This is a genomic window from Paenibacillus sp. BJ-4 (assembly GCF_020404765.1).
GTDB lineage: Bacteria > Bacillota > Bacilli > Paenibacillales > Paenibacillaceae > Paenibacillus.
Genome location: NZ_JAIVEM010000071.1, coordinates 190,400 through 216,377, shown reverse-complemented (window position 1 = coordinate 216,377; position 25,978 = coordinate 190,400). Strand labels below are relative to the sequence as shown.

The window sequence follows — 25,978 nt, the reverse complement described above, 5'->3', positions numbered from 1 at the left end:
TTCCAAAAGGAGATACATATGACAATCACATTGAACAACCAAGAGGTAGTCAATTTGACCACTACGGAAATTCCGTACCACTTTGACCTAACAATTGAAAGGCTTTGCTACTTCCTTGATATCTCACCTAAAGCTGAAATTCTAATTGGATCAATGAAGTTCATGTTGACCAGTGTCGAACGGTTAAATGAGTTTCTGAATCGCTCCACATTTGCTAATCATCCTTTGTCCCTGCTCACTAAAATGCGTAAAGAGCATATCGACGCTTACGGTTATACTAATAAATCTGACTTTACTTACGACTATTATATGGACAAACGTTCAGCACTTGAACGCCTGTTTCAAGAACCAGTACATGACTGGAAAATGGAACGATTCAATACAGATGATCCTGAACGTATTTATGACACTTATCTTGAACAAGGAAAGTATTCGCATATGGCACAAGTTGCCTTGTTCGCTTAGTTGAATAAAGTTGGTACATTAATAATCGAATGAACAATATGCATCTAACAATGTATTATCGACTTTATGTAAAATTACATTTCATCGTAACATCGTATCGTAACAGGCTACACTGTACTGGAATAAGAACAATAGCGTCGACAATATATCCTATCAAATCAACAAGGAGCAATAACAATGTACAGATGTGGACGACTCATAAAGGGGAAACTTTTTTTGCAGACTTGGGATGGTCAATTAATCAGTCTGAAAGTGCTGGCTCAAGCCAACAGGTAGGCGTATGAAAAAGGAAGCTGAAACAAGAAGAAATGTGCATATAGGTTGGGGGGATGCCAAATTGTCACCCCTTGAATATGATACTAAGCGCCTAGGAATAGGCGTTTTTTTGTTGCTAAATTACTATACTCATCCAAAAAATGTGGGAAATTGTCCCTATTTGTTGTATTATAAGCAAGTGCGAAAAGGATTTAGAGCAGCTAAGGAGGAGCATTTTTGTCTATATTTGTGATAGTGTGTGTCATTGCTATATTGATTGCTTTGGTGTTGCTACGCTTTTTTAAAAAGCCTAGAGTTCAGGAACCGTACAAGGTAACGCAGGATATTGATCCTTATAAAATTGGCATTAACGAAATAGATCGTATGGAAGATGGCAAGGATTTTGAAATTTATTTGTGCAAGCTGTTCAATTGCTTAGGCTATGGCGATGCGTATAAAACACAAGACAGCAGAGATTTTGGAACAGATTTGGTATTTACGGACAGAGAGGGCTACCGCAATGTCATTCAGGCTAAACGGTATGCAGTAAGCAATCCTGTGGGTTTGAGTGCAGTTCAGGAAGTGTATAGTTCTATGCGATTTTATAGAGCTAAGAAATCTATTGTTATTACTTCGAGCAAATACACAACTTCGTGTGAACAGTTAGCCAGTTATAATGGAGTAAAGCTGCTGGATCGCAACGATTTAATTAAAATGATTGAGCTATTCAAAGAACAACAGCACAGCAAGGTAAAAGATATTATTGAAGCAGAGCCTTACTTGAGTTTGGATTCATGGGATGATTATAGGAATAACAGTAAAGTGATTAAAAAGGATCGCAAGGCTGAAAAGTTTATTGCTTCAGGTAACAAGATACTGGAGACTCCTGTAGTAAAACGATGATTTTATTAGGTGAATAAAGAAATCTAGATAATGGAGGGTAAAATATGGGAATTATAACTAAATATTTGCCTTTAGTCGGGGCTGGATCTGTAGTCGCGCTCGCCATACTAATTTTCAAAGGAATTGCGTTAATTAACTCAACTCCTCTTGAAAAGCTATTGTACAAGAGCAACAAAAAATATATGGTAACACCACTGTCAATTGCTCTAACTGTCGCTGCTACTGCTACACTAATTGTCATCATGAGTTTTTTTACTGGGGACATCAAAACTATAAAAGATTTGAAGGTTATAATATTAGGATCTTCAATTCTTAGTTTTTTATTATGCTTAATTGCTTATGTGTCTTTATATTTTGTAGCAAAGAAGATAGGAAGAGTATACTATTTCACAGATAACATAAACGGCACAGATATTGAGCTTTACTTATTAAAAACTACTGATGAGGGTTATATTTTATTGTCTGATAAACCAGACATTTATTCTAGGGATGGATTCAAGATATTAAAGAAACAAGAAGACATACTCAATAAGAAGATTTATTCAAAGAAAATCAATTCGTAGTATTAAAGGAGCAGCTTCATATATGAATCTAAACCAGCATCACACAATGACTTACACGCTAAACAGCGGTATCAAAGGAACAGTTAATCTATCCAGCAAACAAATACAGGACTGGATAGAGTCTTATCGTGTAGGAAGTAAATATGTAATAACAGTAGGCAAAGAACATTTTGGATTGAACCCTGAGCTTGTAGCAGATTTTAAGGTACATAATGAATATTCTGAGCAGAGAGAACATGTAGTGGCTATACAACAAGCAGCAGCAAGTAAGGCCACTGAGCAGTTAGCAGACGCATACAGCCAGCACAAGGTATTGATTCAGGTAGAGTGTAAATGTGGAGCTTCTTATATAGAGGAATCGGCGTATAAGAGGAATAAATGGGGCTGTAAAGAGTGTGGTGATATTGTATTCTTGGATAGCAAGAAGGGTATGGTTGATACGATTAAAGGGAAAGTTTGGTATATGACGAATAGGTATTTTGTGGAGAGGTGAACATTTAACATAGCGTTAAACTCAGTGATATCAAGGGTTATGACATAATGTAGAAAGCCTGAGTTCCAGCTTCAGCTATTCTCATATTAACAGTTACGGGTAAGATACTCACGCAAAGCCCAGACACAGCGATAGGTGTTACCACAGATAAAATGGTCGGTATTGAATTTGATGATAGAGAGTGCAATCATGTAATTCTTGGGTGCTAACATCCTCCTGTGGGGCTATTTGTGGTTTGGTTTTTCTTACCATTGTAATATCATATGGTATAGCACTCAATTAAAAAATTCGGAATCGGGTGAAAGTATGGTACTGACAGACAAGACAGCTCCTAAAAGTTAAAAACACATACTACTACTTTTAGGAGGATAATCATGAATTCTAACAAAATAAATTTGGAGCAGTGGAATCGCAAAGAACATTTTGAACAGGGAGACAACATACAACTGGCTGTTTTAAGCGAGGATAAAGTAATGATAAAACAAGAATTGAAAATAGAGGGTATCCCGGCAATTTTGTGGGGGGGTAAATCAGATAAGATATTTATAGCTATCCACGGTAATATGTCAAACAAGGCAGATGATGCGATCGTTATATTTGCTGAAGAAGCAACGGTACAAGGGTATCAAGTCATTAGTTTTGATTTGCCTGAACATGGTGACCGCAAAGAAGAAGCATACGCCTGTAAAGTTCAAAATTGTGTTCATGATCTTGACATAATCATGCGTTACACACAAAAGCAATCGGATGACATCAGTATCTTCGCTTGTAGCATGGGTGCGTATTTTAGTTTGCTTGCTTATAATAATTTCCCACTTAAACAATGCCTGTTTCTTTCTCCAGTGCTAGATATGGAGAGAATAATCAAAAATATGATGACATGGTTCAGTGTAAGTGAGGATAGATTAAAAGTTGAAAGAGAAATATCTACACCCATTGGACAAACACTTTATTGGGATTATTACTGCTATGTTAAATCACATCCGGTTGATACATGGAATAAGCCAACTGCAATTCTTTATGGTTCTGAAGATGACTTATGTGAATATGATGTAATATCTACATTTGCAAGCCGATTTCATTGCCATCTAAAAGTGATGAAGCATGGAAAACATTATTTTCACACCAAGGAGCAACTGCAGTTTTATAGGCAGTGGTTGAAAGAACATTTATTCGCAAATTAAGCATAATGGGAAGCAAGGAGTTTTATCTGACTGCTTCCCATTTTGCATACCATCCAGCGCTGTTTTCATCTTCTATAAGCTACAAGCAAATTGCTGGGCAGTCGTTATTTGAGATTGGGCGACGATTGAAACATGTGAAGAAATGACTGTGCGTGAGTTGCGTGAGTTGCGTGAGGTAAAGTTGAGTTTCTTCTATTATATAGAACCAACTTGATAGAGTGAAAATAGATGAAAAAACATGAAAATATGTCATCCACTCCGCTATTCGTGTTACGATTCACGATACGTGTTTGCTGTGTTTAAAAACATAGATAAATAAAGGATTTTCCAATTTTGAGTTGGAACAATTAATATTAAATAATCCGTTGATATATCAAGCTTTTTTACACACTATTTCTCGATACCTACGATTGAAACTGCGATGCAAAGTAATTCTTCACAATTCCCTTTATTTATCTATTCTTTTGCTGTTTTTTCGATACGGGTCGATGTAAATATATTCAGGCATAATTTTGAACCACAATGACTCAGAAAGCTATATGTAATAAGGAGTTTTTGAACATATGGTCAAGTTTGACGATTGAGCTTCGATAAGGGTGTCTAAATGGAATTAAGAACGTCAGAATGTAAAAAAAAGAGGCTGTCTCACAAAGGAGACGAACCTCTTGTACCTTAGTATTGTCTAGCACTTATGTTAAGGTCGTAGAGAGAGCCATCATTGTTGTATATATATACTTCATAGTTACCTGATAAGCCAGTACCAACTAATTGTTCGAAATTCCTAGTTTTTTGTCCACCAGCAGGAATAGTTGTTTCTCCGAAGTCCTGACCATTGACTTTTACACTAAGATAAACTGTTGACGTACCATTATTTTTGGTGTAAATATTTAAATTTTTACCTTTTTGAGCAGAAAGAGTAAAGGGGTACTTAAAAGCTCCTTTCCCTCTATGATGAACAGAATTTATAGGTAGAAAATTCGTAGGACTAATGATTGGAGTATCTTTAACTACGTTTTTATGGATTTTACCTTGGTTTGATTGTTTCGCATTTGCTATGTAACTATTATCTTCAAAAATTGCTTTTGACAAAGACAACATTAATGCACATGACAATGAAACTGTTACGATTTTCTTTATAATATCTAACTCCTCCTAATTTTTTTTTTTTTTTTTTTTTTTTTTTTTTTTTTTTTTTTTTTTTTTTTTTTTTTTTTTTTTTTTTTTTTTTTTTTTTTTTTTTTTTTTTTTTTTTTTTTTTTTTTTTTTTTTTTTTTTTTTTTTTTTTTTTTTTTTTTTTTTTTTTTTTTTTTTTTTTTTTTTTTTTTTTTTTTTTTTTTTTTTTTTTTTTTTTTTTTTTTTTTTTTTTTTTTTTTTTTTTTTTTTTTTTTTTTTTTTTTTTTTTTTTTTTTTTTTTTTTTTTTTTTTTTTTTTTTTTTTTTTTTTTTTTTTTTTTTTTTTTTTTTTTTTTTTTTTTTTTTTTTTTTTTTTTTTTTTTTTTTTTTTTTTTTTTTTTTTTTTTTTTTGTAAACAATGACTTAAGATTAGAAATTATATAATAAAATCTATATTTTGTAAGTATCGACGAAAGATCAGAACGAAGCTAGACAATTGGAAGCAATGCAAGATTTAGGTATCATGGAACGTGATTACTTTATTGATAAGAAAAGCGGCAAGAATTTTGATAGACCACAATATCAAGCATTGAAGAGTGTGCTTAGAAAAGGCGACATTCTGTTCATCAAGGAACTAGACAGACTTGGACGGAATGCAGAAGAAATCAAACGTGAATGGCAAGATATTACGTACGAGATAGGCGCACACATTGTTATTCTTGATATGCCTATCCTTGATACCAGACAATATCATAATGGCTTGGAGAAAGTTATATCTAGTATCGTGCTTGAATTACTCAGCTACATGGCAGAACGTGAACGTGAGAAGATAAACGGTAGACAATCTGAAGGTATAGCAGCAGCAAAAAATAATGGTGTGGTATTTGGTCGGCCTAAACAGGCAATAAGTGATGACTTCATTGCGGTATATGAGGAATGGAAGGAAGGCAGCATAACAGCAGTTGAAGCAATGAAGCGTGTAGAAATGAAGCCTAACACATTTTATCGTAGGATAAAGGAATATGAGCAACAGAAACAAGTAGGATAAAATAATAATCATGTGTACACTACGTACACACTCACGGCTTAGATGATTTATGTCTAGGCTTTTTTGTGATTTAATAACCATATATTGGCGTTAATTTGAATGAGGAGGGATAGTTTACACCTAAAATGCCTATTTAATTTCCAAATAATGCAGTAGCACATCCATCTACATCGCATAGTTATTTTATGAACGCTGATTTCTGCTCATGAGCAGTTTGGAAAATCGGAATCGGCTCCGAATTTGGGGACTGGTAAAATATTATACTTCTAAATTTATCCAATCTCACAGATACCGGGGGATATTAAAAATCAATTGACCACTCTTCTTCCACAAATAGGGACATAGCACTTCCATTCCCCGACTCAGACTAAATTTTACTCGATGCCTTCCTAAATATCGTTAAGGTTGCTTGTATGCTATACATCCAATCTAAGCTCAATTCATAGATTAATTACAAGGGAATACGAATGTAACTATTAATCTGGTAACTTTATATTGGATCAATTGTATTCTGATTTTCACAATAAATTATACATAAACATAAAGATGATACTTTTAATCATAAAATCATCGCAAACTATCCCAAAAGGTATCTAAATCACATATATGAAAGGTATATGATTTTATGCCAAAATATAGTATGATATGAGCGATAAGAAAATATATTTTACTACTTGTTTCACAAAGGGTGTTTTATTAATGAAAATCACACCTACGATTCGGACAGAAATTGAAAAGTACCTAAAACAGAAGGGCTTGAGTATGACCGAGTTTGGACATATCATTGGTTTGAATGTAGGTACAATTAGCGGGATCGTAACAGGCAATCGTTCTTTATCTATTAATCAACTGGATCGTATTACTATAGGCATGAATTTACCAGCGGATTATTTTTATGAGCGATTCGTTGAAGAGTGCATTATAGAAGTACCGCTTAATTGGCGGAGAGTTAAACCTTTCTTGCACCGATGTATTGAGTTAGGGCGGCTTGATTGCTTACAGCATGCTGTAAGTATGTTTCTGGATAATCCGGTCTACACTCAATCACTTTTTGAACTAGCCGAGGACTTGTTCCACAAAGGATATCGGGATACAGCAGCTTACCTTTATGAAAACGTGGCTGAGAGTGAAAGAAAGCAGCACTCAGAGAGATTAGCAATTTGCCAGTATCGATTGTTTACGATTCGTGTTGGAGATGATCAGGAGAAAAATTATAATGCAGCCGTTCAATTCGAGCCTTACTTTGAGCGTCTAGATGAAATAGACCAGCTTGACGCATTGAAGGATTTGGCTAACGTGTACAGGTCTTTGCGTAAATGGGACAAGGTTGATGAAACGGCAAGGAAAATGAGAGCTAAAGCAGAAATCCAATATACTTTGAAACATCAACAGAAGAGTCGAGAGTGTGATGAGTCCTCAAAAAAGCTAAGTCGTCCCATGTTTGTGTACATCACTTATGCCGATTTGCTGTGTGCAAGTGTCTGTGAAGCCCAAGGCGATTATCAACAAGCTCTACAATATACATACGCCTATGCTGATTTAGATTGGGTCTTGGAGAAGGATAAGGATACTCTATACTGGGTTCATTTGTTCAAAGATTGGGCAGAAGGTAATACTTATGTAAATAAACTCCTGTCTGGAGATACAAGTGTGCTTACGGATTATGTTGAGTACATTGCGTTAACAAATGTAACGAAAGAAATGGTTACTAAACTGTTGAACGTAATGCTTGCAGCTAACCGATATCAGTTAGATGTGAATCATATACTTAAACGCTTTGAAACAGTTATTGACTCTTTTGTGCAACAGGGGCAGCCATCATCTGACATGTATACTAAACAAGTTATACCGGAACAATTTGCGCGCTTTGGATATGAATTGGCTTATTATTATTTACATAAAGGTATGTATAGTGATGGTTTTAAAAATTTGATGTATGCAATGGTAAGTTATCATATACTAAATAATGAGACTTATTATATAAACTGTATGGGGCTGTTTGAACGTTTTCGCGCTCATGCAGTTCCTGAAACCAAAGAGGAGTTTTCCAATTTAATTGAAAAGGTGTGGTTAAGTAATGTTCAAAAAAATGGCATTGCTAATCGTTGCGGCTAGTTTCCTGTTTATTATTACTGTGCCTGTTCAGTCGCAAAGTCATATCCAACTCCATGATCAAATTGGAGGGGCATGAATGTAAATAAAAATTGAATGGAAAAAGGCTTTGTAACAATGCACTCCCCAAAAGGATCAATGGGAAGCAAGGCAGAACACTTAGTTGAAGGTTAGACGTGATTGTCCGTCTAGCCTTTTTGAATTGTATGAAAAAGCTTGCTAAATGTATTGTTGAGTTAGAAAGGATTAATGGGATTGAGAATGGAGGGAGCAGAGGTAATCAATATGTATCAAAAAAAGCAGACCAAAATAATTTTGCTCTGGCAAAAACTCAAGAGGATATAGCTAACGATTTGAATATAACAGAAATTATAAAAAACTTCTCACTCTTATTCCTGAACTACAGGATATGGTTGAGGATCATGGCACGTTTTAAGTCTTTAGACGTAGGTAGAAAGGTTAATACTTTACATAACAATTAGGAATTGAGATAATTTTCCATAAATTTGAATAGTGTTATTATGTCATAACGAACTCAAACAGAGGTATATTATGACAACAATTAAAGTGACACCTGAGCAGCTTATGACTATCTCCAAACAGTTTGAGTTAGCACAGCAAACAGCAACTCAAATGAATAGCAATTTAGTACAACAAATTTCATCTATGGGGCAATTGTGGGAAGGACTGACTAAAGAGCACTTTTACTATTCCTTCCAGACCTCTCAGAAGAATATGAATGACTTTGTTACCCTGACGGATTCTATTGCTAGGGAGTTACGTCATCATGCAGATAAATTCAGATTAGCAGATCTGATGGAAGCAGGTAATATTGACGCAAGTTATTTACCACCTCCACCTAATTCATGTGCTGTTCCTGCTCCAGATACACGGAATGCGTTCCAGAAATCAGTAGATAGCTTAACTGAGCTAGGTCAGGATTTTGTAGACGCTAATTCAGTACGCTATGAGAAAAAATTCGATTCAATCTGGAGCTTCCTTGATTATATGACCTACGGTATTCCCAAGGGTATGTATGAAGGTTACATGGAACGGGCAGCCAAACAAAACGATTCATGGAATGACATGCTCAATTTCGGTACATTTGGAGTAACAGGTATGATTCAGGGGGCATTCAATCCCACCAATGCCTGGTCAAAGGAACACTGGGCTAATATGATCGGTACAGCCGGATTATTTGGAGGAGTCAGTTCAGTAATCAAGCCTAAAATTGGAATTGGTAATACAATAAAATTTAACGGTGAGGTTAGACCATTTCCCAAAGGGCATGAATTAGATTTGAAATCCTGGGAAGAGATGCCTGTAAGTGGTCAGAGAAGGTTAACACCAGATGGACTGAAAATTATGAATGTTAGTGAAATGAAAGCTTTTAAAAAAGAAATGAATGATATTGATGTAAAGGTTTTGATTGATAAAAAGGGGGCTATACTTCCTGAAAAGGCTGTAGGTGGCTTTAATCCTAGTACAGGACAGATTGTGTTACGGCCTGATGCTTCCTATTTAAGTGCGATTCACGAATCTTACCATGCAAAACACTTTGGAGAACTAGGAAAAGAAAAATATATGAAGTTATCGACTATAGAAAAAGAAGAGTATGTTTATAATGAAATTATGAAAAGTAAAGACAAATTTAATTCCTCCGAAATATACGAAGCACAGAGATATATTTATAAATTGAGAAACGGGCAGTGGCCTCTGCCTAGTTGGAAAGGATATGAAGAATAGTGGACGAAAGAGTAAATACTAATTTAACAGCTAAGCAAGCTAGAAAAATTGCTCAGGATTATCAAGAGAAATATAAGCTATACGGTGTAATTCATGATAACACTGAGAAGTCCGTAAAATTTTACCCGGAATTCTACAGAGTTGAGGGTGGTGCTTGGTTAGTTTTGGCTGATATCACACCAAAGAGTTATGAAGGTGATGATGAAATTACTTTTGTTGTTTCGGATAGAGATGGGATTGTTGATCATGTATTAGATCATAATGGACTTCCTCAGCGTTATCATGTGCCTAGCAATAGAGATTATACAGATGAAGAGTTTGAAGCTATTTTTAAGGATGAAGATAGTTAAGTTGTATTACAATTCGTCATATGTGTGCTGTACATAAATAAGCCTCTAATATTTTATAGGTATCCACGGACGTCCACACCCACCCGTAAATGATGCATAAAATATCCCGGATGAACAAAGAGGAGGTGCTTGTAATAACCATGATACGCATGGAACCCGTACAAGTGGGTGAGCATACATTTATCGGAGTTGAGGTCAAACTGCCTAAAACAACGCTGTTAACGATCTCCAACTCCCGTGGTTACATCATGTGTGGTGCACTGGATGTCGGATTGCTCAATGAGCGGCTGGGAGATCGGAAAATTCTCGCCGCACGAGCTGTGGGGGTAAAGACACTGAAGGAATTGCTGGAAGCGCCGATGGAATCGGTGACGACGGAAGCCGAGCAGCTGGGGATTAAGCCAGGTATGCCAGGATACGAAGCACTTTTGAAACTAGTCTAATAAAATTTTTATACTATGCTGCACAAAGTAGATGAACAAGAAATGACAGAACCGGGGCCTTTTGGCTCCGGTTCTGTCGATGAGAAATTATTCTACTCTTATTTATGATTAAAACAATTCAGTCCTCATACGGGCAGATTGATCTGCAAGAACAGATCAATCTGCAAACAAGGCGGTTAGACTGTCGTTAAAGGGAGCCTGGACAATCCCTTTTTCGGTAATGATGGCGGTAATGTACTCATGAGGGGTAATATCGAAAGCCGGGTTGTAGACTTTGATACCCTGCGGGGCCGTCCTTTTGCCAAAGCTTTCGGTAATCTCCTCCGCAGAACGTTCTTCAATGGGAATATCTGCGCCTGTTGCAGTCTGCAAATCAATTGTAGATAGCGGCGAGGCTACATAAAAAGGAATGCCATGCGCCTTTGCCAGCACAGCCAGGCTATAAGTGCCGATTTTGTTGGCCACATCGCCGTTAGCGGCCACTCGGTCCGTGCCGACAATGACGGCCTGCACCCATCCTTTGGACATTACCATGCCCGCCATATTATCACAGAGCAGGGTTACATCAAGACCTGCCTGCTGAAGCTCGAAAGCGGTCAGGCGCGCGCCTTGCAACACGGGGCGAGTTTCGTCTGCAAATACTTTCAGATGGATGCCATTCTCCTGTGCAAGGTACATAGGCGCGAGCGCTGTTCCGTATTTCGCTGTCGCCAATCCGCCTGCATTGCAGTGAGTGAGGACGCCCATTCCATCCTCGAACAAAGGTAAAGCATGGACGCCGATCTGGCGGCATACTTCCTCATCCTCTGCCTGAATGGCTACGGCTTCACGCTCCAGCCCGGCATTCCAGTCCTCGACCTGACCACCGCTAGCTTCAGCGATGAGTTCCCCGGCCCGCTTCTTCATGCGGTCCAATGCCCAGAACAGGTTCACGGCCGTCGGTCGTGATGTACCCAAATGCCCGCACACACTGTGTACATGCTCCAGCCACCCAGCAGCGTCTGTGCCGCCATAGGCGGAAGCTCCCAGTACAACGCCGTAGGCCGCAGCCATGCCGATGGCAGGCGCACCGCGTACCTTCATAGCATGAATGCCATCCCACACTTCTTCAGCTGTGAACAAATCCAGCATGACAATTGTCTCGGGTAGCAGACGTTGATCCAGCATGGACAAGCGATCGCCTTTCCACACCAGCGAAGACAGAGCCTGACCAGACACTGCGGCTTCAGCAGAGGTTACAGGGGTGAATTCCTTTTTTTCACTCATATCCATTGTGCTCCTTTATTTTGGGCAGCCGTTGCTGTCCGAACAATGTCTCCCAGTTCCTGAATCGAATGCAGCTCACGATTACGGAGAACCAGGGCTTTACCGATAGATAACGCCAGACGTTCGGCGGCTTCCTTGATGTCAGGATCAGCAATTGTATCGATATCCGCCACATGTGAGAGGCTGATAATGCGGCGAATCACCTTGCAGCCTGCAAAGCCAACCGTATCTTGCAGCACTTTCTGTAGGTACAAATCCTGATAGCCGGTCGTACGTGCCATAGGGTCGGTGACATGCTCGTCCCATAGCTTGCGGAATCTGCTTTCAAATTGCTCCCACACCTGAATCGCTGTCTGCAAAAGCCAGTTACGGCGTTCCTGTACAGCTGTCTCGCCAGAAATCCAGCCGGGCTGGGCTGCGTAGTTTAATAGCAGATTGGCAATCACCGCTCCGATATCAAAGCCCATCGGTCCATAGTAGGCAAATTCGGGATCAATGACTTTTGTAGACTCTGTCGTTACAAAAATACTGCCTGTGTGAAGATCGCCGTGCAACAGCGCTTCGGTCCGTGTTAGAAACTTTTCCCGCAGCAAAGCCACTTCCAGGTGAAGGGCCTGATCTGTCCGGAGTGCCTCTGCTTCGTCTTCAATGTACTCACCGTAGTTGTTATTATCCGAGAATCGATAGGGTTCATCCAGAATAAGATCCTCCGTTATTTTGCAAAGATCCGGGTTAATAAAGCGTTTAACCAGGTCTTTTTTAGCCTGCTGATTCATGCCCAAATCGGAAGTGAAAAAGAGCGTGCGTGCCAGAAATTCTCCGATATGATCGGCAAAATGCGGATAGGTATTTCCTTCTATTAATCCTTTGCGCATGATTGTGTATGAGCTAAGATCCTCCATCACGGTCAACGCAAGCTCGTCGTCATAGCCTAGTACGGTAGGAACAAATTCAGGGCAAATTTGGTGCTCCTGTTGAAGTGCCTCGCGTTCAATCCGAGCACGGTCCAGCGACAGCGGCCAAGATTCACCTACAATTTTCACATAGGGAAGTGCCTGCTTGGCAATGATACTCTTGTCAGATTCAGAATCCGTAATATGAAAAACCAGATTCAGGTTACCATCACCGATTTCTCGGCATTCCAGACGGGCTTCCTGACTAAAAAATCCAGGGATGTTCTTGACGAATTCGATTGCTTCTTCTGTCGTTAAAGGATGATATTGGGACAAGGAAGTCACCTCCATAAATTGTGCACGGTAAAATACGAAAAATAATACAATATTAAACCAAGTATTTTGATATGATATAAAAAGTATAACGAAAATCGGTGAAGTTTTGTACATTTTTTTTCTTTTGTTTCATCGCCTTGCAGGAAGGGTAATGAATAAGCAGACGTCCGGCAGGTGATCATGGCAGATGATCATTACGATGCCCGTTGGCGTCTCTCCGTCAGTATGACGGTGGATAAGAGTGGTTCGTTTATGAATGTCAATTTAATAAAAAAGGAAGGGATTTATGATGGCTAAAACAACAAGTAACTCGAAAAATACGCAAGTCAATTCGGTGGAGGAACTTTTAAACCGTCAAGTCGCTAACCTGAATGTGTTATATGTGAAAATTCATAACTACCACTGGTATGTAAAAGGCTCCAGTTTTTATACTCTCCATGTTAAGTTTGAAGAGCTGTACAATGAAATTACATTGAAAATGGACGAGATCGCCGAGCGTCTGCTCGCATTGAAAGGTTCTCCTTCCGCAACATTAAAGGAATATCTGGAGCTGTCCTCGATTCACGAGGCAACCGGCAGTGAAGATGCTCCGAAAATGGTACAAACCCTGATCGAGGATTTTGCAACTGTATGCGAGGAGTTTCAGGAAGGTATTGAACTGGCAGAAAGCAACTCCGATCAACCTACCGCAGATTTGCTGATCGGCTACAAAGCGGATCTGGAGAAACATATGTGGATGCTGCGTTCCTATCTGGGCTAAATCAGAAGGAATTTCGGCTAAATGTCAATTCGGACAGTTTAATAGCACCCCATATAGATAGGCTGCTTCTGTAATAAACCCTTTACATTTAAAAACGCTACTGACGTCATGCTGTCAGTAGCGTTTTTATGGCTAAAAAGAAATCCTACACTTTCAAGTTGAGCACAAATATAAGTGTATAATGAATCTGGAGGATGTATTTGGCTATTTGTGTGCTGGCGAGAATGAATATTTTATGAAAAAAGGGGCATAACGTGTGTCTGTTGGTTGCACCCTTAAAGCTATTTATTATAAAATAGCTTGAGAATCATTGAGAATCAGTTTAGAATGATTATAAATAAATTTTTAACTATTGTTCTGCTTGAAATCAGGGGGCTCCCCTGTTTAGATATACTTTCTGATTTCGACACCACACTACAAATTTTGGAGGGTATTCCGAATATGGCTACAAACTTTAAGATCGAAGGTCTCAAAGCGACTATTGAAGGCAAGGAAATTTTGAAAGGTATTAACCTCGAAATGAAAGGTGGAGAAATCCACGCGATCATGGGTCCTAACGGAACAGGTAAAAGTACATTGGCTTCTGCTTTGATGGGTCATCCTAAATATGAAGTCACAGAGGGCAACGTAACCTTGGATGGAGAAGACGTGCTGGATATGGAAGTGGATGAGCGTGCACGTGCGGGATTGTTCCTGGCAATGCAGTATCCGAGTGAAATTGCAGGGGTAACAAATTCCGACTTTTTGCGTAGTGCTATTAATGCACGCCGTGAAGAAGGACAAGAAATTTCTCTGATCAAGTTTATCCGTCAAATGGAAAGCAAAATGAAGGAGCTTGAAATGAATCCGGAGTTTGCTCACCGTTATCTGAACGAAGGCTTTTCCGGTGGTGAGAAAAAACGGAATGAAATTCTGCAAATGATGATGATTGATCCGAAAATTGTCATTCTTGACGAAATCGACTCCGGTCTTGATATTGATGCTCTGAGAATCGTGGCTAACGGTGTGAACGCTATGCGTTCTGAGGACCGTGGTTTTCTCGTGATTACCCACTATCAACGTCTGCTAAACTATATTAAGCCTGATTATGTACATGTCATGATGCAAGGACGTATCGTTAAATCCGGCGGTCCTGAGCTGGCTGAACGTCTGGAAGCAGACGGTTACGATTGGATCAAGGAAGAACTGGGCATCGTTGATGAAACTGTAGGACAAGAGGCGTAAGCCGGAAGCGAGGAGGAAAACTGATGAGTACACAAACAATCCTTCCGGTAGATTCCGAGCAACTGCGTGTTCTGTCTGAACGTAATGGCGAGCCGTCTTGGCTAACCGAAGACAGACAAAAAGCACTTGAGCTTGCAGGCAAACTGGAGCTTCCGGTATTTGAAAAAACAAAAATCGAACGTTGGAATTTGAACGATTACGGTCAACATAAAAACAGTGAGGTGATTGCATCGTTGGGGCAGGTTCCCGCTGCCATTGCTGATCTGGTTAAAGAACAGCAGGAGGGCGGTCTGATTATCCAGCGCAACTCCGGCGCAGTATACGTAAAGCTGAACGAGGAACTGGCAGCGCAAGGTGTCATTTTCACGGATTTACAAACAGCGGTTAAGGAACATGGTGATTTGGTTAAAGCCCACCTGAACACAGTTATTAAAGCTGAGGAAAATTCATTGTCTGCATTACATGCAGCACTCTGGAACGGTGGAGTATTTGCTTATGTGCCTAAAAACGTAGAACTGAACGTTCCGCTTCAGGCTGTTTTTCTGACGGATGATGCGACAGCAACGTTTGCGCCGCATGTACTGCTTATTGCCGAAACCCATAGCTCTGTAACATATGTAGACAACTATGTATCTGCAAATTTGGCAGCACCTGTTATTCATAACGGTGCAGTAGAAGTGGTTGCGAATGCTGGAGCCAAAGTTCGTTATGCGACGGTCCACCAGCTAGGAGAACAAGTAACAGATATTTCTATTCGTCGTGCTACGTTGGGCAATGATGCAGCGATCGAATGGATTGTTGGCGAAATGAACAACGGCAACACAGCGAGCAATACCATGTCTGTACTCAAAGGCAATGGCTCCAACTCGGACGCCAAGGTCATTGCTGTAGGTTCTGGCTCACAAAAGCTGAACTATACGACACAAGCGCAGCATTTTGGTAAAAATTCTGCGAGTCAGATGATTACACGTGCAGTTATGCGTGAGGAAGCGTCTTCCATTATTAACGGAATTACAAAAATCGAAAAAGGGGCTACTAAAGCAGACGGTCAGCAAACAGAACGTGTTCTGATGCTTAGCCCGAAAGCGCGTGGCGACGCTAATCCAATCCTGTTGATTGATGAAGATGATGTGACAGCAGGTCACGCAGCATCGGTCGGTCAGGTTAACCGCGAACAAGTATATTACCTGATGTCCCGCGGGATTAGTCGTGCAGAAGCCGAACGTCTGATTATTTATGGCTTCCTGGCACCAGTCGTATCTGAAATTCCGCTCGAAGGCCTTCAACAGCAGCTGCAAAGCCTTGTTGAAAGGAAGTTGGGCCAATGAATACTGCATTGATCCGTGAACAATTCCCGATTTTACATCAGGAGATTAACGGTCATCCACTGGTTTATTTGGATAATGCGGCCACTTCGCAAAAGCCGTTGGCGGTCATCGAGGCGATCAAGCACTACTACGAATATGACAATTCAAATGTTCACCGCGGTGTGCATACGCTGGGGAGCCGTGCTACGGATGCTTATGAAGGTGCACGTGAGAAGGTAGCCCGTTTTCTGAATGCGAAGCGTAGCCAGGAAATTATTTTCACAAGAGGAACAACAACAGCGCTGAATCTGGTGGCTTCTTCCTATGGCAGGGCCAACTGCCAAGCGGGTGATGAAATTGTTATCACTCCGATGGAGCATCACAGTAATCTGATTCCGTGGCAGCAGGTAGCCAAAGCCACAGGTGCGACTTTAAAATATATTCCGCTTCAAGAGGATGGCAGTGTTGATCTTGCTGACGTGGAAAATACCATTACAGAAAACACCAAAATTGTAGCCATTGCGCATGTCTCCAATGTGCTTGGCGTTGTGAATCCTGTTAAGGAAATTGCGGCTATTGCACATCGTAAGGGTGCGATTATCGTCGTCGATGGTGCACAAAGCGTGCCACATATGAAAGTAGACGTGCAAGAGATAGATGCTGACTTCTATGCTTTCTCGGGTCACAAGATGTGCGCTCCTACAGGGATTGGAGCGTTGTACGGCAAAAAGGCGCTGTTGGAAAATATGGAGCCGATTGAGTTCGGCGGGGAAATGATCGACGATGTGGGATTGTATGAATCCACATGGAAAGAGCTGCCTTGGAAATTCGAAGGTGGAACCCCAATTATCGCTGGAGCCGTCGGCTTGGGAGCGGCTATTGATTTTCTGGAAAGCATCGGTCTGGATGCAATCGCACAGCATGAAAATCGTCTGGTCAACTATGCTCTCGGGCGGCTTCGTGAAGTGGAAGGTCTGAAGATTTACGGGCCTGCAGAACGTCATGTAGGGCTCGTAACCTTCAATTTGGATGATGTGCATCCGCATGATGTAGCTACCGTACTGGATAGCAAAGGGGTGGCAGTACGTGCAGGCCACCATTGCTGTCAGCCATTAATGCGCTGGTTGAAAGCCAGTGCAACCGCACGGGCCAGCTTTTACCTTTATAATACGGAAGCAGATGTCGACGCTCTGGTCAGCGCCTTAATCCAAACAAAGGAGTATTTTGGCGATGCAACTTGATGACTTGTACCGACGCGTGATTATGGATCATTATAAAAATCCGCGGAATCGCGGTCGTTTTGAGGATGATGTGGTCACGGTGGATTTGAACAATCCTACTTGCGGTGACCGGATTTCTCTTCAGCTTAAAACGAAAGACGGCGTGGTTGAAGATGCTCGTTTTACAGGCGAAGGCTGTTCGATTAGTATGTCCTCTGCTTCGATGATGACGGAAGCGGTCAAAGGAAAAACGATTGATCAGGCCTTGGATATGGCGAGTCGTTTCTCTTCTCTGATGAAGGGGGAAGCCGTGGAATTCGACGATTATGAAGAACTGGAAGCTTTGTCCGGCGTTAATAAGTTCCCGGCTCGCATTAAATGTGCGACACTGGCTTGGAATGCGCTGCGCAAAGGAATCGATGAAGATAAATAATTTAAATAGTACAGAGGAGGTTTGAGAAACATGGCCAAGAAAGCACCGGAAATGGAAGAGTATAAATATGGCTTTCGTGACGAGCACAAATCCATTTTCCAAACAGGTAAGGGTCTCACTCCGGAAATCGTAAAGGAAATCTCCAAAATTAAAGGTGAACCGGATTGGATGTTGGAATTCCGCCTAAAAGCATTGAAACAGTTTGAAAAAATGCCAATGCCAACCTGGGGCGGGGATATGGATGAGCTGGATTTCAACGATATCCAGTACTATGTAAGACCTTCCGAGAAACAAGGAAAAACGTGGGAAGAGGTTCCTACGGAAATTAAGGAAACTTTTGATAAACTGGGGATTCCCGAAGCGGAGCAAAAGTTTTTGGCTGGTGTATCTGCACAGTATGAATCCGAGGTTGTCTACCACAGTATGCAAAAGGAACTGGAAGAGCAGGGCGTTATTTTCATGGATACCGATACGGCGCTGCGTGAGCACCCTGAGATTCTGAAGGAGTACTTTGCGACCGTTGTACCTCCTGCGGACAACAAGTTTGCAGCACTGAACAGTGCGGTATGGTCAGGTGGTAGCTTTATCTACGTACCTAAAGGTGTAAAATGTGAAGTTCCATTGCAGGCTTACTTCCGCATTAACTCGGAAAACATGGGACAATTTGAGCGTACGCTCATTATTGCCGACGAAGACAGCTTTGTGCATTATGTAGAAGGCTGTACGGCTCCGATTTACAGCACGAACTCGCTGCATAGCGCCGTGGTGGAAATCATTTGTAAGAAGAACGCGCGCGTTCGTTACACAACGATCCAGAACTGGGCGCCAAATATCTACAACCTGGTAACTAAACGTGCGGTTGCAGAAGAAAATGCAACGATGGAATGGGTCGATGGCAACATCGGTTCCAAGCTGACGATGAAGTATCCAGCTGTTGTCCTGAAAGGCCGCGGAGCCAAAGGTATGGTCTTGTCCATCGCAGTTGCAGGCAAAGGCCAGCATCAGGATGCAGGAGCGAAAATGATCCACTTGGCGCCAGATACCACATCTACCATTGTATCCAAATCGATCAGTAAACATGGCGGTAAAGTTACGTATCGCGGATTGGCTTCATTCGGTCGTCAGGCTCAAGGTGCAAAATCAAATATCAAGTGTGATACGTTGATTTTGGATAATCAGTCGACCTCCGATACCATTCCTTATAATGAAATCATGAACGATGACATTACGCTTGAGCACGAAGCAACGGTTTCCAAAGTATCGGAAGATCAGTTGTTCTATCTGATGAGCCGTGGTTTGACGGAAGCAGAAGCGACTCAAATGATCGTTATGGGCTTTATCGAGCCGTTCACCAAAGAGCTGCCGATGGAGTATGCGGTAGAAATGAACCGTTTAATCAAGTTTGAAATGGAAGGTAGTATCGGTTAAGTCCGTCCTATAAGGGTTTATTAACCTTGCAAACGAGCTTTGCCCCTTTTTTGCCCCCTGAGTTATTTTTGGACGTACTTTTCATAAAGACTCAGGGCATCGTCTTCTATTTTTTCGGTGACGTGTAAATACGTGTCTGCGGTGATTTTGACACTCTTGTGTCCAAGCCGTTCAGACACGTATTTTATATTTGCGCCAGCTTCTAATAAATGGACCGCGTGAGTGTGCCTCAGTGCGTGTGGTGAAAGAATTGGAATGCTTGCTCGTTTGCACACTTCTTTAAAATATTCACGTACTACATTGGTGCGGAGCCATCGTCCGTCATGTTGGTGGAAAATGATATCCTCTCTCGCCGCTTTGTAATTTTTATACATAAGAATGACTTCTTTTTGATTAAGTCGATGTTTCTTGAGAATCTTTATTGTGGTTTCATCTAACTTAATGCTCCTGCCACTCGTTTTGGATTTTGGGGTTGATATATATGGAGTTGAATTGAGTGGGTAAACTAAGGTCTTATTTACTACAAGTGTTTTTTTGTCTAAATCAATATCATCCCATTTAAGTGCTAATGCCTCCCCGATGCGAAGACCGGTATGAGCTAAAAGTGTAAACAATGCAAGATATTGCATTGAAGCTTTATACTTTGCGTTTTTCACTGGACGAGTATATTCAAGGAATGATTTTAGTTGTATTTTAGTGAAGTATTTTATTTTTTTAACTTTATCTCTATCCTTAGGAATTTTTATACGTTGGACTGGGTTTTCTCTTAGGATATTAAATTCATGTACAGCATCATTCATTGCACAACTAAAGATGCTGTGTATTCTTCTGACCGTTCCTTCGCTGTACTTTTCTTTCAGTTCATTTATCCATTCCTGGTACTCGTTTCGATTTATCTGCTTCATCTTCTTTTTTCCCCATCGAGGGAGAATATTCAGTCTTACATTTCGTTCTTGGACACTATAAGTGATCGGTTTAAGGTTTGGCTTCTTATATGTTTCCATCCATTTACCAAAATAAGTTTCGACGAGTTCGTTGCCATCTGGTAAGAATCCATAGTATTCTAATTCCAGTTGTGCTTTTGCAGCCGCTAATGAAGCTTCTGTTTTTGACTTGAAGCCACCTTTAGAAGTTTCGTCAGGTAGACCAGTTTTTTGGTTAGTGAATTTAATTCTGTATTCCCACTTTGTCCCTCGTTTTCGAAAATACGCCATTATCATCACTCCTTAATTACATATTTATTATAATTTTTTTTAGTTTCCCGATAATCTTCACCTCCTCAACGGATTTGAAAATAGTTTCATATGTAGGGTTTTCTGATTGTAAAACGACTTGTGAACCATTTATGTATACTCTCTTCAGGACGGCTTCCTCTCCATACAACACCACTGCAATTTCCCCGTTTTCAATAGTTTCTTGTTTGCGAATTAATAATAAATCCCCATCAAAAATACGTGCCCCAATCATGGAGTCGCCTTTAGCTCTCAAATAGAAGTGCTCACTTCCCGATATCCATTCTTTTGGTGCTGGTTCATAACCTTCTATATTATCGAAAGCTAGTCCCCCTTTTCCACAGGAAACACTCCCGACTATCGGCAGCATAGCATTTGTCAAATCTGTTAAGTCTGCTCCAAGAAATGTTTCCGTACCCTCAAGTAACACAGGAACATCAACATTTAATGCCTCGGCTATGTCCTCTATTCGATTCATAGCTATTTTTATTTCTCCATTTTCATATCTTTGGATGGTTTTTTTTGTTAAACCAACTTTGTCTGCCAACGTTTGCAAGCTGTAGTTACGAACGGTACGGAACTTATTTATGTTTTTTCCGACAGCAAAATAAAAAAGTTTGGAATCATTATTCTTAGTCAATTTATTTACCCATCCTTTTCGCTTCATCTAATTGTCTATTATTATAACCACAAAAAGACACGTTATGCAAACTTTTTTTATTTTTTGTGTCTTTTTTTGTTGACTTACATATAAAACGTTGTTATGATTTAAGTGTCCTTAAATGACACATAAGGAGGTGAGCACATGACGATATCTGTCAAAGCAGCTAGAGTCAACGCGGGACTTAAACAACAAGATGCAGCTGATCATCTTAACTTGTCGTTAACTGGATACCAACGTAAGGAAGATGGGACAAGCCGCTTTTATGTAGATGAAGCCGTTAAGCTGAGTAAGCTATTCGGGACAGAAATTAATATTTTTTTTAATGCAAAGTGTCATAAAAAGACACAAGGAGTTTGTTAAGGAGGGGAGATAATGGGCGGTATCTTAAATGTTCATGTAGACGAAAACGAAATAATAAAAATATGCCGGGAACGAGTTCAAGAAATTGTACAGGATGTTGAAGGTGAATATGTGTTTTGGGACAGTGCAGAACTCAAAAAGCGAACCTGTATGAGCTGGAATTTTATTCAGGAATTATTCTTTTACGATCCTCGCTTTGTAAAAAGAAAGATCGGAGGTAAGTGGTATTTTCCAGCCAAGGAAACCCGAGTGTTTTTAGAAACGTGGCTCAAAGAACAAACCTACTGAAAGGGGAAACAGTATGACTCAATTAGTATTCATTGAAAATGGACAAACCGTCACAGACAGCCTCACGGTAGCGGAGGTATTTGGGAAAAGGCATTCTGATGTTCTTCGTAGCATCGCTAATCTGGAATGTAGCGAAGAATTCAACGAACGCAATTTTGCGTCGGTTGATTATATCGACGGCAAGGGAGAAACAAGGCCTAAATTTATTATTACAGAAAACGGATTCTCCTTTCTTGCAATGGGCTACACGGGTAAAGAAGCTGCACGCTTCAAGGAAATGTACATTACCGAGTTTAACCGGATGAAGGAAACACTGAACGCGCCTCAAGTTCCTGTACTAACAGAACGCCAAGCAATTATTCAATCTCTCAAACTCACGGCTGAGATGGCAGAGGAAGTCGAAGTGGTGAAAGCAACTACGGCAGAACATGGGACTAAACTGGTAGAAATTGAGCAGAAGTTGGACAAGCAGATTACTTTAAATAGTGGTCAACAACGAACGCTGCAAAGAGCAATTTCGAGAAAGGTGTACGCCATTGAGCCAGATAAGGACGCACGAGGCGAGTTATTCCAACAACTTCACCGAGAAATCAAAGATCGCTGGCAAGTGACATCTTATAAGGATGTGCTTCGGAAAGAATTGGAGAACGTCCTGAACTACATCACCTACTGGCGTCCTATTAAGAAAGGAGAATGAACATGGAACTAACCAAACAGGAAAGTGAACTTATCCAATTTATTCGTACATTAGATTTTGACGACATGCTAAACGTGCTGGACGGTATTAAGGCTGTAGCGGAAGACTTGTCTAATAAATCTGTGGTGTATGCAAACAACGGAATTAACAGTGCCGCACAAGGATTTAAAAGCCAAGCTGAAAACATGGACAAGCTTGAGCAGTTACTTGGTGAAGCAAATGAAGAATACCGTAAGGAAATCTATTCTGGATTAGAAGAAGGAGAATGAGGAATGGAAAAGTTAACTGAGCAAAGGGTACGGGAGATTGTTAGGGAAGAGGTCGGACGCAATATGGTCACTCTGTCACCTACAGTAGTTGTTAAAACGGGTGCTAACATGGACGAAATCATCAAAAAGATTGGCGATCACTTGGAAAGCCAATTTGTATCTACGGCAAAGGGAGTATTTGGGGATGAAGAGCCCGCCCCTGAAACACAGAAGCGGACTGGTCTTAAACTTTCTGAAGTAGATGTTAAAACGATGCAGGAAATTGCCAATAAGCCATCATCTGTTCCGTTTCTGAAAGAGACATTTGAGAGAGAAGAACTGACGTCGGAACAAAGAATTGAAACGATTGTGGAAGCTTTAAGAGGCCTGAAAAGTTACGAGTGGTCCAGAATCCAGCAACACATAGACATGATGTATAGTTCCCAAGCCGCCAAAGTTGAAATTGACGACTTGAAACTATTAAAGGAGAACATTATACGGGGTTTTAACTTTTAACGATCTGTATGAACATTGGATGTATTCGATAATCAACGCCTTTGTAGTGAATATGAACATAATCTTGTTCATACATTGTATGTGCTTTTGCTCTACTAAATGGGCTATAAATTTTAGCACTCTCTTCCCACCAAATAGAAGGTGATGCATGGTTCTCACCGATTGTGCATTCGGGGTCGTCGTTAAGATTTACCCAATTACCAATTAAGCAAGCGTGAACTTGAACTGCCATTTTATCAACTCCTTTCTTGTTAAATGAAGTACGGACAACTTCAATATTACAACGGAAGGAAAAATCTTGAAAGGGTGATTATATGAAACACAAACTTGCACTCATAGAAGCTTTTGACGATTGCCTAAGACGTAATGTGAGCAAAGAACAATTACTAGGGTTTGTAGATCGGACGCGTTTGTATTGGAAGGGTAATGCTGAAATGCTGGCCGTTGTAGAAGGATTGATTGAAGGGGTGAGGGTATGAATCCATTCTTTAGCGGATTCGATGCCGGGAAGAGAGTAAATGGGGTATTGCTGATAAAGCGCCAAGGGACATGGTTCCAACTTAAGACTATGGCTAAATGGCAAGCAGAATCTATCAAAGGGAGTTGATAGGTATGTGGCGGTGGTGGCGTATACGTCCTACGGTAGTTACTAAGGATCTTTCTGGATTGAGTGTACTGACGGATGAACATCTGGAGTACTTGGGCCGACTGTACGAGCAGGAGCCTGAATATGGCCTTATCAAAAATCGCATTACCTTTGGTCGTTATGTTGAGTTGGCACAAAAGATTCAGTGGGAGGTTTGATATGGTGATCAGATGCGGATGCGGAGCTGAGGCAAAGTATCTGGTATACGAACATGAGGAAGCACACTGCAAAGAATGCATGTTGGAAGCTGTTGAGTGTAAAAATCAGGTCTTGGTGAGGATGATAGACGATGCATATGCAAACTCGCGTCAAGGGAAGCAATAGTTACTCTGATCTACAGGCATTGATGCAGGTTGGTGGACAAGCCATCGAGCAAGAAAACGGAAGCATTCAATTCAGATTCAATAGTGATGTTGCTTATCGGGAGTATCGCCGTATTCGGCGGGAACAAAAGGAGGGAATGAAACGTGAAAACGCCGTTAGAACAAGCTATCCGGGATCTGGAGGAATTTCAGGCTAATACCGAAATGTCCGGGAGCTCGTTATATAACATCATGGAACAAGTAGGCTATTTCAGAGCTATTAAACTCCAAGAGGTATTAAATAATCTCTATGACGTGCGTAATGATCTGGAAAGCAAACGACTCTGGCTGCAACCGGAGTCGAATCAGAAACTTATTAATAACAATTTACGGAAACAATATCATATTTCTAGGAGGATGTAAATATGTCCGAAGAGATCAAGCTTAATTTGTTCCAGAAAATCAGCGCTGTCATGCGTGACGTTGAATACCTTTCTAAAGACGACAAGGTTGAGTTCGGAAATACCAAATATAGAGCTATCAGCGAGGAAAAAGTAACGGCCACAGTGCGTGCAAGTCTCATTAAACACGGGTTAATTGTGCTTCCTATAAAACAAGTTCATACCAAGGAAGGTAACCTCTCCACGGTAGATGTTGATTACAAGATTATTGACATTGATACCGGAGACCATGAAATTATCGTTTCTTCTGGCACAGGGGCTGACACGCAAGACAAAGGCGTGGGCAAGGCTATGACCTATTCATATAAATATTTGTTCCTGCGGACGTTTGCGATTCCTACAGGCGAAGACCCGGACAAGGTAAGTAGTGCTGAACTGGACGAAAAACAGCGGATTGAACGTGAGAAAAAAGAGGCTGCTGAAGCAAAATTGCTCAAGGATATTGAAATGAAATGGAAAGTTTTATCTGGCAGTACGGATGGCATGGAAGCATGGGTAGAGGGATTGAAACAAAAGGGACATACGTTGCAGCAAATGCATGAACTGTTAGCTAAGAGACTTATAGATAAGCAAAAGGAGGACGCTGCAAATGTCAATTAATCGCGTGGTACTAGTAGGCCGTTTAACCAAGGACCCGGAATTACGATATCTTTCGAACGGGACTGGAACAGCGAACTTCACGCTTGCTGTAGATAGACCATTCACGAACGGAAACGGGCAACGGGAAACAGACTTTATCCCTATTGTGGTATGGCGGCAACTTGCTGAAACCGTAGCTAACTATCTTAAGAAAGGGCGTTTAACCGCGGTAGAAGGCCGCATGCAGATACGCAAATGGGAGTCGGACCACGGCACTCGTTATATTACGGAAGTTGTAGCGGATAATGTGCGGTTTCTGGAGTCAAACCGTGATAGCCAAAGAGATCCGAACGAGCCGGATCATCGCCGCAATTATGATAAAGACCCGTTTGCAGACGATGGAAAGCCAATTGATATAGATGATGATTCTTTACCTTTCTAGGA

Annotated in this window: 34 protein-coding genes and 1 pseudogene; 28 read left to right on the top strand and 7 right to left on the bottom strand. The window is 40.6% G+C overall.

The window, feature by feature from the left end; genetic code table 11:
• Positions 1–18 precede the first annotated feature (18 nt).
• The 5 genes from LCF57_RS12435 (at position 19) to LCF57_RS12415 (ending at position 3,863) form a co-directional block, all read left to right on the top strand.
• Positions 19–465, top strand: a complete 447-nt coding sequence (locus LCF57_RS12435; protein WP_226000962.1) for a hypothetical protein — start codon at positions 19–21, stop codon at positions 463–465.
• Positions 466–957: 492 nt separating this feature from the next.
• Positions 958–1,623, top strand: coding sequence for a restriction endonuclease (locus LCF57_RS12430; RefSeq protein ID WP_226000961.1), 666 nt, complete (start codon positions 958–960; stop codon positions 1,621–1,623).
• Between the two features lie 44 nt (positions 1,624–1,667).
• Complete coding sequence (locus LCF57_RS12425) at positions 1,668–2,186, top strand: hypothetical protein (protein WP_226000960.1); 519 nt, start codon at positions 1,668–1,670, stop codon at positions 2,184–2,186.
• Between the two features lie 22 nt (positions 2,187–2,208).
• Positions 2,209–2,679 carry a hypothetical protein gene (locus LCF57_RS12420; protein WP_226000959.1) on the top strand — a complete coding sequence of 157 codons (471 nt, stop codon included), beginning with the start codon at positions 2,209–2,211 and terminating at the stop codon, positions 2,677–2,679.
• 473 nt (positions 2,680–3,152) lie between these two features.
• A complete protein-coding gene (locus LCF57_RS12415; protein WP_226000986.1) occupies positions 3,153–3,863 on the top strand; it encodes an alpha/beta hydrolase in 711 nt (236 codons plus the stop codon).
• Between the two features lie 672 nt (positions 3,864–4,535).
• On the opposite strand, the gene LCF57_RS12410 is transcribed toward LCF57_RS12415, so the two are convergent.
• Positions 4,536–4,952 carry a hypothetical protein gene (locus LCF57_RS12410; protein ID WP_226000958.1) on the bottom strand — a complete coding sequence of 139 codons (417 nt, stop codon included), beginning with the start codon at positions 4,950–4,952 and terminating at the stop codon, positions 4,536–4,538.
• Complete coding sequence (locus tag LCF57_RS12405; protein WP_226000957.1) at positions 4,933–5,394, bottom strand: hypothetical protein; 462 nt, start codon at positions 5,392–5,394, stop codon at positions 4,933–4,935. The genes LCF57_RS12410 and LCF57_RS12405 overlap by 20 nt, the downstream gene beginning before the upstream one ends.
• Before the next feature lie 44 nt (positions 5,395–5,438).
• On the opposite strand from LCF57_RS12405, the pseudogene LCF57_RS12400 reads away from it, so the two are divergent.
• The 6 genes and pseudogenes from LCF57_RS12400 to LCF57_RS12375 form a co-directional block, all read left to right on the top strand.
• Positions 5,439–6,023: pseudogene (locus tag LCF57_RS12400) on the top strand (recombinase family protein); the annotation flags it as partial.
• 699 nt (positions 6,024–6,722) lie between these two features.
• The gene (locus tag LCF57_RS12395) at positions 6,723–8,138 is read left to right on the top strand and encodes a helix-turn-helix domain-containing protein (RefSeq protein WP_226000985.1); all 1,416 of its coding nucleotides are present in this window, start codon (positions 6,723–6,725) and stop codon (positions 8,136–8,138) included.
• Between the two features lie 203 nt (positions 8,139–8,341).
• Positions 8,342–8,617: a hypothetical protein gene (locus LCF57_RS12390; RefSeq protein ID WP_226000955.1), complete on the top strand. Its 276-nt coding sequence runs from the start codon at positions 8,342–8,344 to the stop codon at positions 8,615–8,617.
• A 70-nt stretch (positions 8,618–8,687) separates the two neighbouring features.
• The gene (locus LCF57_RS12385; RefSeq protein ID WP_226000954.1) at positions 8,688–9,881 is read left to right on the top strand and encodes a WXG100 family type VII secretion target; all 1,194 of its coding nucleotides are present in this window, start codon (positions 8,688–8,690) and stop codon (positions 9,879–9,881) included.
• Positions 9,881–10,231 (top strand): hypothetical protein, encoded by a 351-nt coding sequence (locus LCF57_RS12380; protein ID WP_226000953.1) that lies wholly within the window; start codon positions 9,881–9,883, stop codon positions 10,229–10,231. The genes LCF57_RS12385 and LCF57_RS12380 overlap by 1 nt, the downstream gene beginning before the upstream one ends.
• Before the next feature lie 140 nt (positions 10,232–10,371).
• Positions 10,372–10,674 carry a YunC family protein gene (locus LCF57_RS12375; RefSeq protein WP_226000952.1) on the top strand — a complete coding sequence of 101 codons (303 nt, stop codon included), beginning with the start codon at positions 10,372–10,374 and terminating at the stop codon, positions 10,672–10,674.
• 156 nt (positions 10,675–10,830) lie between these two features.
• On the opposite strand, the gene mtnA is transcribed toward LCF57_RS12375, so the two are convergent.
• Positions 10,831–11,940, bottom strand: coding sequence for an S-methyl-5-thioribose-1-phosphate isomerase (gene mtnA / locus LCF57_RS12370; protein WP_226000951.1), 1,110 nt, complete (start codon positions 11,938–11,940; stop codon positions 10,831–10,833).
• Entirely contained in the window at positions 11,937–13,169 is a 1,233-nt protein-coding gene (gene mtnK, locus LCF57_RS12365) for an S-methyl-5-thioribose kinase (protein WP_226000950.1), read from the bottom strand. Before mtnK ends, mtnA begins: the two co-directional genes overlap by 4 nt.
• A gap of 289 nt (positions 13,170–13,458) precedes the next feature.
• Here mtnK and LCF57_RS12360 point away from each other — a divergent pair, with 289 nt between their 5' ends.
• The 6 genes from LCF57_RS12360 (at position 13,459) to sufB (ending at position 19,541) form a co-directional block, all read left to right on the top strand.
• Complete coding sequence (locus LCF57_RS12360) at positions 13,459–13,929, top strand: Dps family protein (protein ID WP_226000949.1); 471 nt, start codon at positions 13,459–13,461, stop codon at positions 13,927–13,929.
• A gap of 441 nt (positions 13,930–14,370) precedes the next feature.
• Positions 14,371–15,153 (top strand): Fe-S cluster assembly ATPase SufC, encoded by a 783-nt coding sequence (gene sufC, locus LCF57_RS12355; protein ID WP_007429648.1) that lies wholly within the window; start codon positions 14,371–14,373, stop codon positions 15,151–15,153.
• A gap of 23 nt (positions 15,154–15,176) precedes the next feature.
• A complete protein-coding gene (gene sufD / locus LCF57_RS12350; protein ID WP_226000948.1) occupies positions 15,177–16,481 on the top strand; it encodes a Fe-S cluster assembly protein SufD in 1,305 nt (434 codons plus the stop codon).
• On the top strand, positions 16,478–17,701 hold the full coding sequence (locus tag LCF57_RS12345) for a cysteine desulfurase (RefSeq protein WP_226000947.1): 1,224 nt from the start codon (positions 16,478–16,480) through the stop codon (positions 17,699–17,701). Before sufD ends, LCF57_RS12345 begins: the two co-directional genes overlap by 4 nt.
• Positions 17,691–18,113 carry a Fe-S cluster assembly sulfur transfer protein SufU gene (sufU, locus tag LCF57_RS12340; RefSeq protein WP_226000946.1) on the top strand — a complete coding sequence of 141 codons (423 nt, stop codon included), beginning with the start codon at positions 17,691–17,693 and terminating at the stop codon, positions 18,111–18,113. Before LCF57_RS12345 ends, sufU begins: the two co-directional genes overlap by 11 nt.
• A gap of 30 nt (positions 18,114–18,143) precedes the next feature.
• Entirely contained in the window at positions 18,144–19,541 is a 1,398-nt protein-coding gene (sufB, locus tag LCF57_RS12335) for a Fe-S cluster assembly protein SufB (RefSeq protein ID WP_025717668.1), read from the top strand.
• A gap of 62 nt (positions 19,542–19,603) precedes the next feature.
• Here the strand turns inward: sufB and LCF57_RS12330 are convergent, their stop codons facing one another.
• A complete protein-coding gene (locus LCF57_RS12330) occupies positions 19,604–20,755 on the bottom strand; it encodes a tyrosine-type recombinase/integrase (RefSeq protein WP_226000945.1) in 1,152 nt (383 codons plus the stop codon).
• Between the two features lie 16 nt (positions 20,756–20,771).
• On the bottom strand, positions 20,772–21,440 hold the full coding sequence (locus LCF57_RS12325) for a LexA family protein (protein WP_226000944.1): 669 nt from the start codon (positions 21,438–21,440) through the stop codon (positions 20,772–20,774).
• 138 nt (positions 21,441–21,578) lie between these two features.
• Between LCF57_RS12325 and LCF57_RS12320 the strand changes: the two genes are divergently transcribed.
• The 5 genes from LCF57_RS12320 to LCF57_RS12300 are packed head-to-tail and all read left to right on the top strand — an operon-like array spanning position 21,579 to position 23,546.
• Positions 21,579–21,797, top strand: a complete 219-nt coding sequence (locus LCF57_RS12320; RefSeq protein WP_104495759.1) for a helix-turn-helix domain-containing protein — start codon at positions 21,579–21,581, stop codon at positions 21,795–21,797.
• Positions 21,798–21,818: 21 nt separating this feature from the next.
• Entirely contained in the window at positions 21,819–22,085 is a 267-nt protein-coding gene (locus LCF57_RS12315; protein ID WP_226000984.1) for a group-specific protein, read from the top strand.
• A 13-nt stretch (positions 22,086–22,098) separates the two neighbouring features.
• Positions 22,099–22,782 carry a Rha family transcriptional regulator gene (locus LCF57_RS12310; protein WP_226000943.1) on the top strand — a complete coding sequence of 228 codons (684 nt, stop codon included), beginning with the start codon at positions 22,099–22,101 and terminating at the stop codon, positions 22,780–22,782.
• A 2-nt stretch (positions 22,783–22,784) separates the two neighbouring features.
• Positions 22,785–23,051, top strand: coding sequence for a hypothetical protein (locus LCF57_RS12305; protein WP_164964720.1), 267 nt, complete (start codon positions 22,785–22,787; stop codon positions 23,049–23,051).
• A gap of 3 nt (positions 23,052–23,054) precedes the next feature.
• On the top strand, positions 23,055–23,546 hold the full coding sequence (locus tag LCF57_RS12300) for a hypothetical protein (RefSeq protein ID WP_226000942.1): 492 nt from the start codon (positions 23,055–23,057) through the stop codon (positions 23,544–23,546).
• On the opposite strand, the gene LCF57_RS12295 is transcribed toward LCF57_RS12300, so the two are convergent.
• Positions 23,536–23,778, bottom strand: coding sequence for a hypothetical protein (locus tag LCF57_RS12295; protein ID WP_226000941.1), 243 nt, complete (start codon positions 23,776–23,778; stop codon positions 23,536–23,538). The genes LCF57_RS12300 and LCF57_RS12295 overlap by 11 nt on opposite strands.
• 82 nt (positions 23,779–23,860) lie before the next feature.
• On the opposite strand from LCF57_RS12295, the gene LCF57_RS12290 reads away from it, so the two are divergent.
• From LCF57_RS12290 to LCF57_RS12265, 6 genes are all read left to right on the top strand, one after another.
• A complete protein-coding gene (locus LCF57_RS12290) occupies positions 23,861–24,025 on the top strand; it encodes a hypothetical protein (protein ID WP_226000940.1) in 165 nt (54 codons plus the stop codon).
• Between the two features lie 133 nt (positions 24,026–24,158).
• Complete coding sequence (locus tag LCF57_RS12285) at positions 24,159–24,350, top strand: hypothetical protein (RefSeq protein ID WP_226000939.1); 192 nt, start codon at positions 24,159–24,161, stop codon at positions 24,348–24,350.
• Positions 24,351–24,481: 131 nt separating this feature from the next.
• Positions 24,482–24,712 (top strand): hypothetical protein, encoded by a 231-nt coding sequence (locus LCF57_RS12280; protein WP_226000938.1) that lies wholly within the window; start codon positions 24,482–24,484, stop codon positions 24,710–24,712.
• Positions 24,660–24,917 (top strand): hypothetical protein, encoded by a 258-nt coding sequence (locus LCF57_RS12275; protein ID WP_226000937.1) that lies wholly within the window; start codon positions 24,660–24,662, stop codon positions 24,915–24,917. The genes LCF57_RS12280 and LCF57_RS12275 overlap by 53 nt, the downstream gene beginning before the upstream one ends.
• Positions 24,918–24,919: 2 nt before the next feature.
• Positions 24,920–25,555: an ERF family protein gene (locus LCF57_RS12270; protein WP_226000936.1), complete on the top strand. Its 636-nt coding sequence runs from the start codon at positions 24,920–24,922 to the stop codon at positions 25,553–25,555.
• Positions 25,545–25,976, top strand: a complete 432-nt coding sequence (locus tag LCF57_RS12265; protein WP_226000935.1) for a single-stranded DNA-binding protein — start codon at positions 25,545–25,547, stop codon at positions 25,974–25,976. The genes LCF57_RS12270 and LCF57_RS12265 overlap by 11 nt, the downstream gene beginning before the upstream one ends.
• Positions 25,977–25,978 lie beyond the last annotated feature (2 nt).

Coding starts and splice junctions, on each gene's coding strand:
- LCF57_RS12435 (WP_226000962.1), top strand. CDS start 19: ATGACAATCACATTGAACAACCAAGAGGTAGTCAATTTGACCACTACG.
- sufU (WP_226000946.1), top strand. CDS start 17,691: ATGCAACTTGATGACTTGTACCGACGCGTGATTATGGATCATTATAAA.
- LCF57_RS12385 (WP_226000954.1), top strand. CDS start 8,688: ATGACAACAATTAAAGTGACACCTGAGCAGCTTATGACTATCTCCAAA.
- LCF57_RS12300 (WP_226000942.1), top strand. CDS start 23,055: ATGGAAAAGTTAACTGAGCAAAGGGTACGGGAGATTGTTAGGGAAGAG.
- LCF57_RS12375 (WP_226000952.1), top strand. CDS start 10,372: ATGATACGCATGGAACCCGTACAAGTGGGTGAGCATACATTTATCGGA.
- LCF57_RS12305 (WP_164964720.1), top strand. CDS start 22,785: ATGGAACTAACCAAACAGGAAAGTGAACTTATCCAATTTATTCGTACA.
- LCF57_RS12425 (WP_226000960.1), top strand. CDS start 1,668: ATGGGAATTATAACTAAATATTTGCCTTTAGTCGGGGCTGGATCTGTA.
- LCF57_RS12310 (WP_226000943.1), top strand. CDS start 22,099: ATGACTCAATTAGTATTCATTGAAAATGGACAAACCGTCACAGACAGC.
- LCF57_RS12320 (WP_104495759.1), top strand. CDS start 21,579: ATGACGATATCTGTCAAAGCAGCTAGAGTCAACGCGGGACTTAAACAA.
- LCF57_RS12395 (WP_226000985.1), top strand. CDS start 6,723: ATGAAAATCACACCTACGATTCGGACAGAAATTGAAAAGTACCTAAAA.
- LCF57_RS12345 (WP_226000947.1), top strand. CDS start 16,478: ATGAATACTGCATTGATCCGTGAACAATTCCCGATTTTACATCAGGAG.
- sufD (WP_226000948.1), top strand. CDS start 15,177: ATGAGTACACAAACAATCCTTCCGGTAGATTCCGAGCAACTGCGTGTT.
- LCF57_RS12290 (WP_226000940.1), top strand. CDS start 23,861: ATGAAACACAAACTTGCACTCATAGAAGCTTTTGACGATTGCCTAAGA.
- LCF57_RS12270 (WP_226000936.1), top strand. CDS start 24,920: ATGTCCGAAGAGATCAAGCTTAATTTGTTCCAGAAAATCAGCGCTGTC.
- LCF57_RS12295 (WP_226000941.1), bottom strand. CDS start 23,778: ATGGCAGTTCAAGTTCACGCTTGCTTAATTGGTAATTGGGTAAATCTT.
- LCF57_RS12360 (WP_226000949.1), top strand. CDS start 13,459: ATGGCTAAAACAACAAGTAACTCGAAAAATACGCAAGTCAATTCGGTG.
- mtnA (WP_226000951.1), bottom strand. CDS start 11,940: ATGAGTGAAAAAAAGGAATTCACCCCTGTAACCTCTGCTGAAGCCGCA.
- sufB (WP_025717668.1), top strand. CDS start 18,144: ATGGCCAAGAAAGCACCGGAAATGGAAGAGTATAAATATGGCTTTCGT.
- LCF57_RS12415 (WP_226000986.1), top strand. CDS start 3,153: ATGATAAAACAAGAATTGAAAATAGAGGGTATCCCGGCAATTTTGTGG.
- sufC (WP_007429648.1), top strand. CDS start 14,371: ATGGCTACAAACTTTAAGATCGAAGGTCTCAAAGCGACTATTGAAGGC.
- LCF57_RS12265 (WP_226000935.1), top strand. CDS start 25,545: ATGTCAATTAATCGCGTGGTACTAGTAGGCCGTTTAACCAAGGACCCG.
- LCF57_RS12390 (WP_226000955.1), top strand. CDS start 8,342: ATGAAAAAGCTTGCTAAATGTATTGTTGAGTTAGAAAGGATTAATGGG.
- LCF57_RS12325 (WP_226000944.1), bottom strand. CDS start 21,440: ATGAAGCGAAAAGGATGGGTAAATAAATTGACTAAGAATAATGATTCC.
- LCF57_RS12330 (WP_226000945.1), bottom strand. CDS start 20,755: ATGGCGTATTTTCGAAAACGAGGGACAAAGTGGGAATACAGAATTAAA.
- LCF57_RS12285 (WP_226000939.1), top strand. CDS start 24,159: ATGTGGCGGTGGTGGCGTATACGTCCTACGGTAGTTACTAAGGATCTT.
- LCF57_RS12280 (WP_226000938.1), top strand. CDS start 24,482: ATGCATATGCAAACTCGCGTCAAGGGAAGCAATAGTTACTCTGATCTA.
- LCF57_RS12420 (WP_226000959.1), top strand. CDS start 2,209: ATGAATCTAAACCAGCATCACACAATGACTTACACGCTAAACAGCGGT.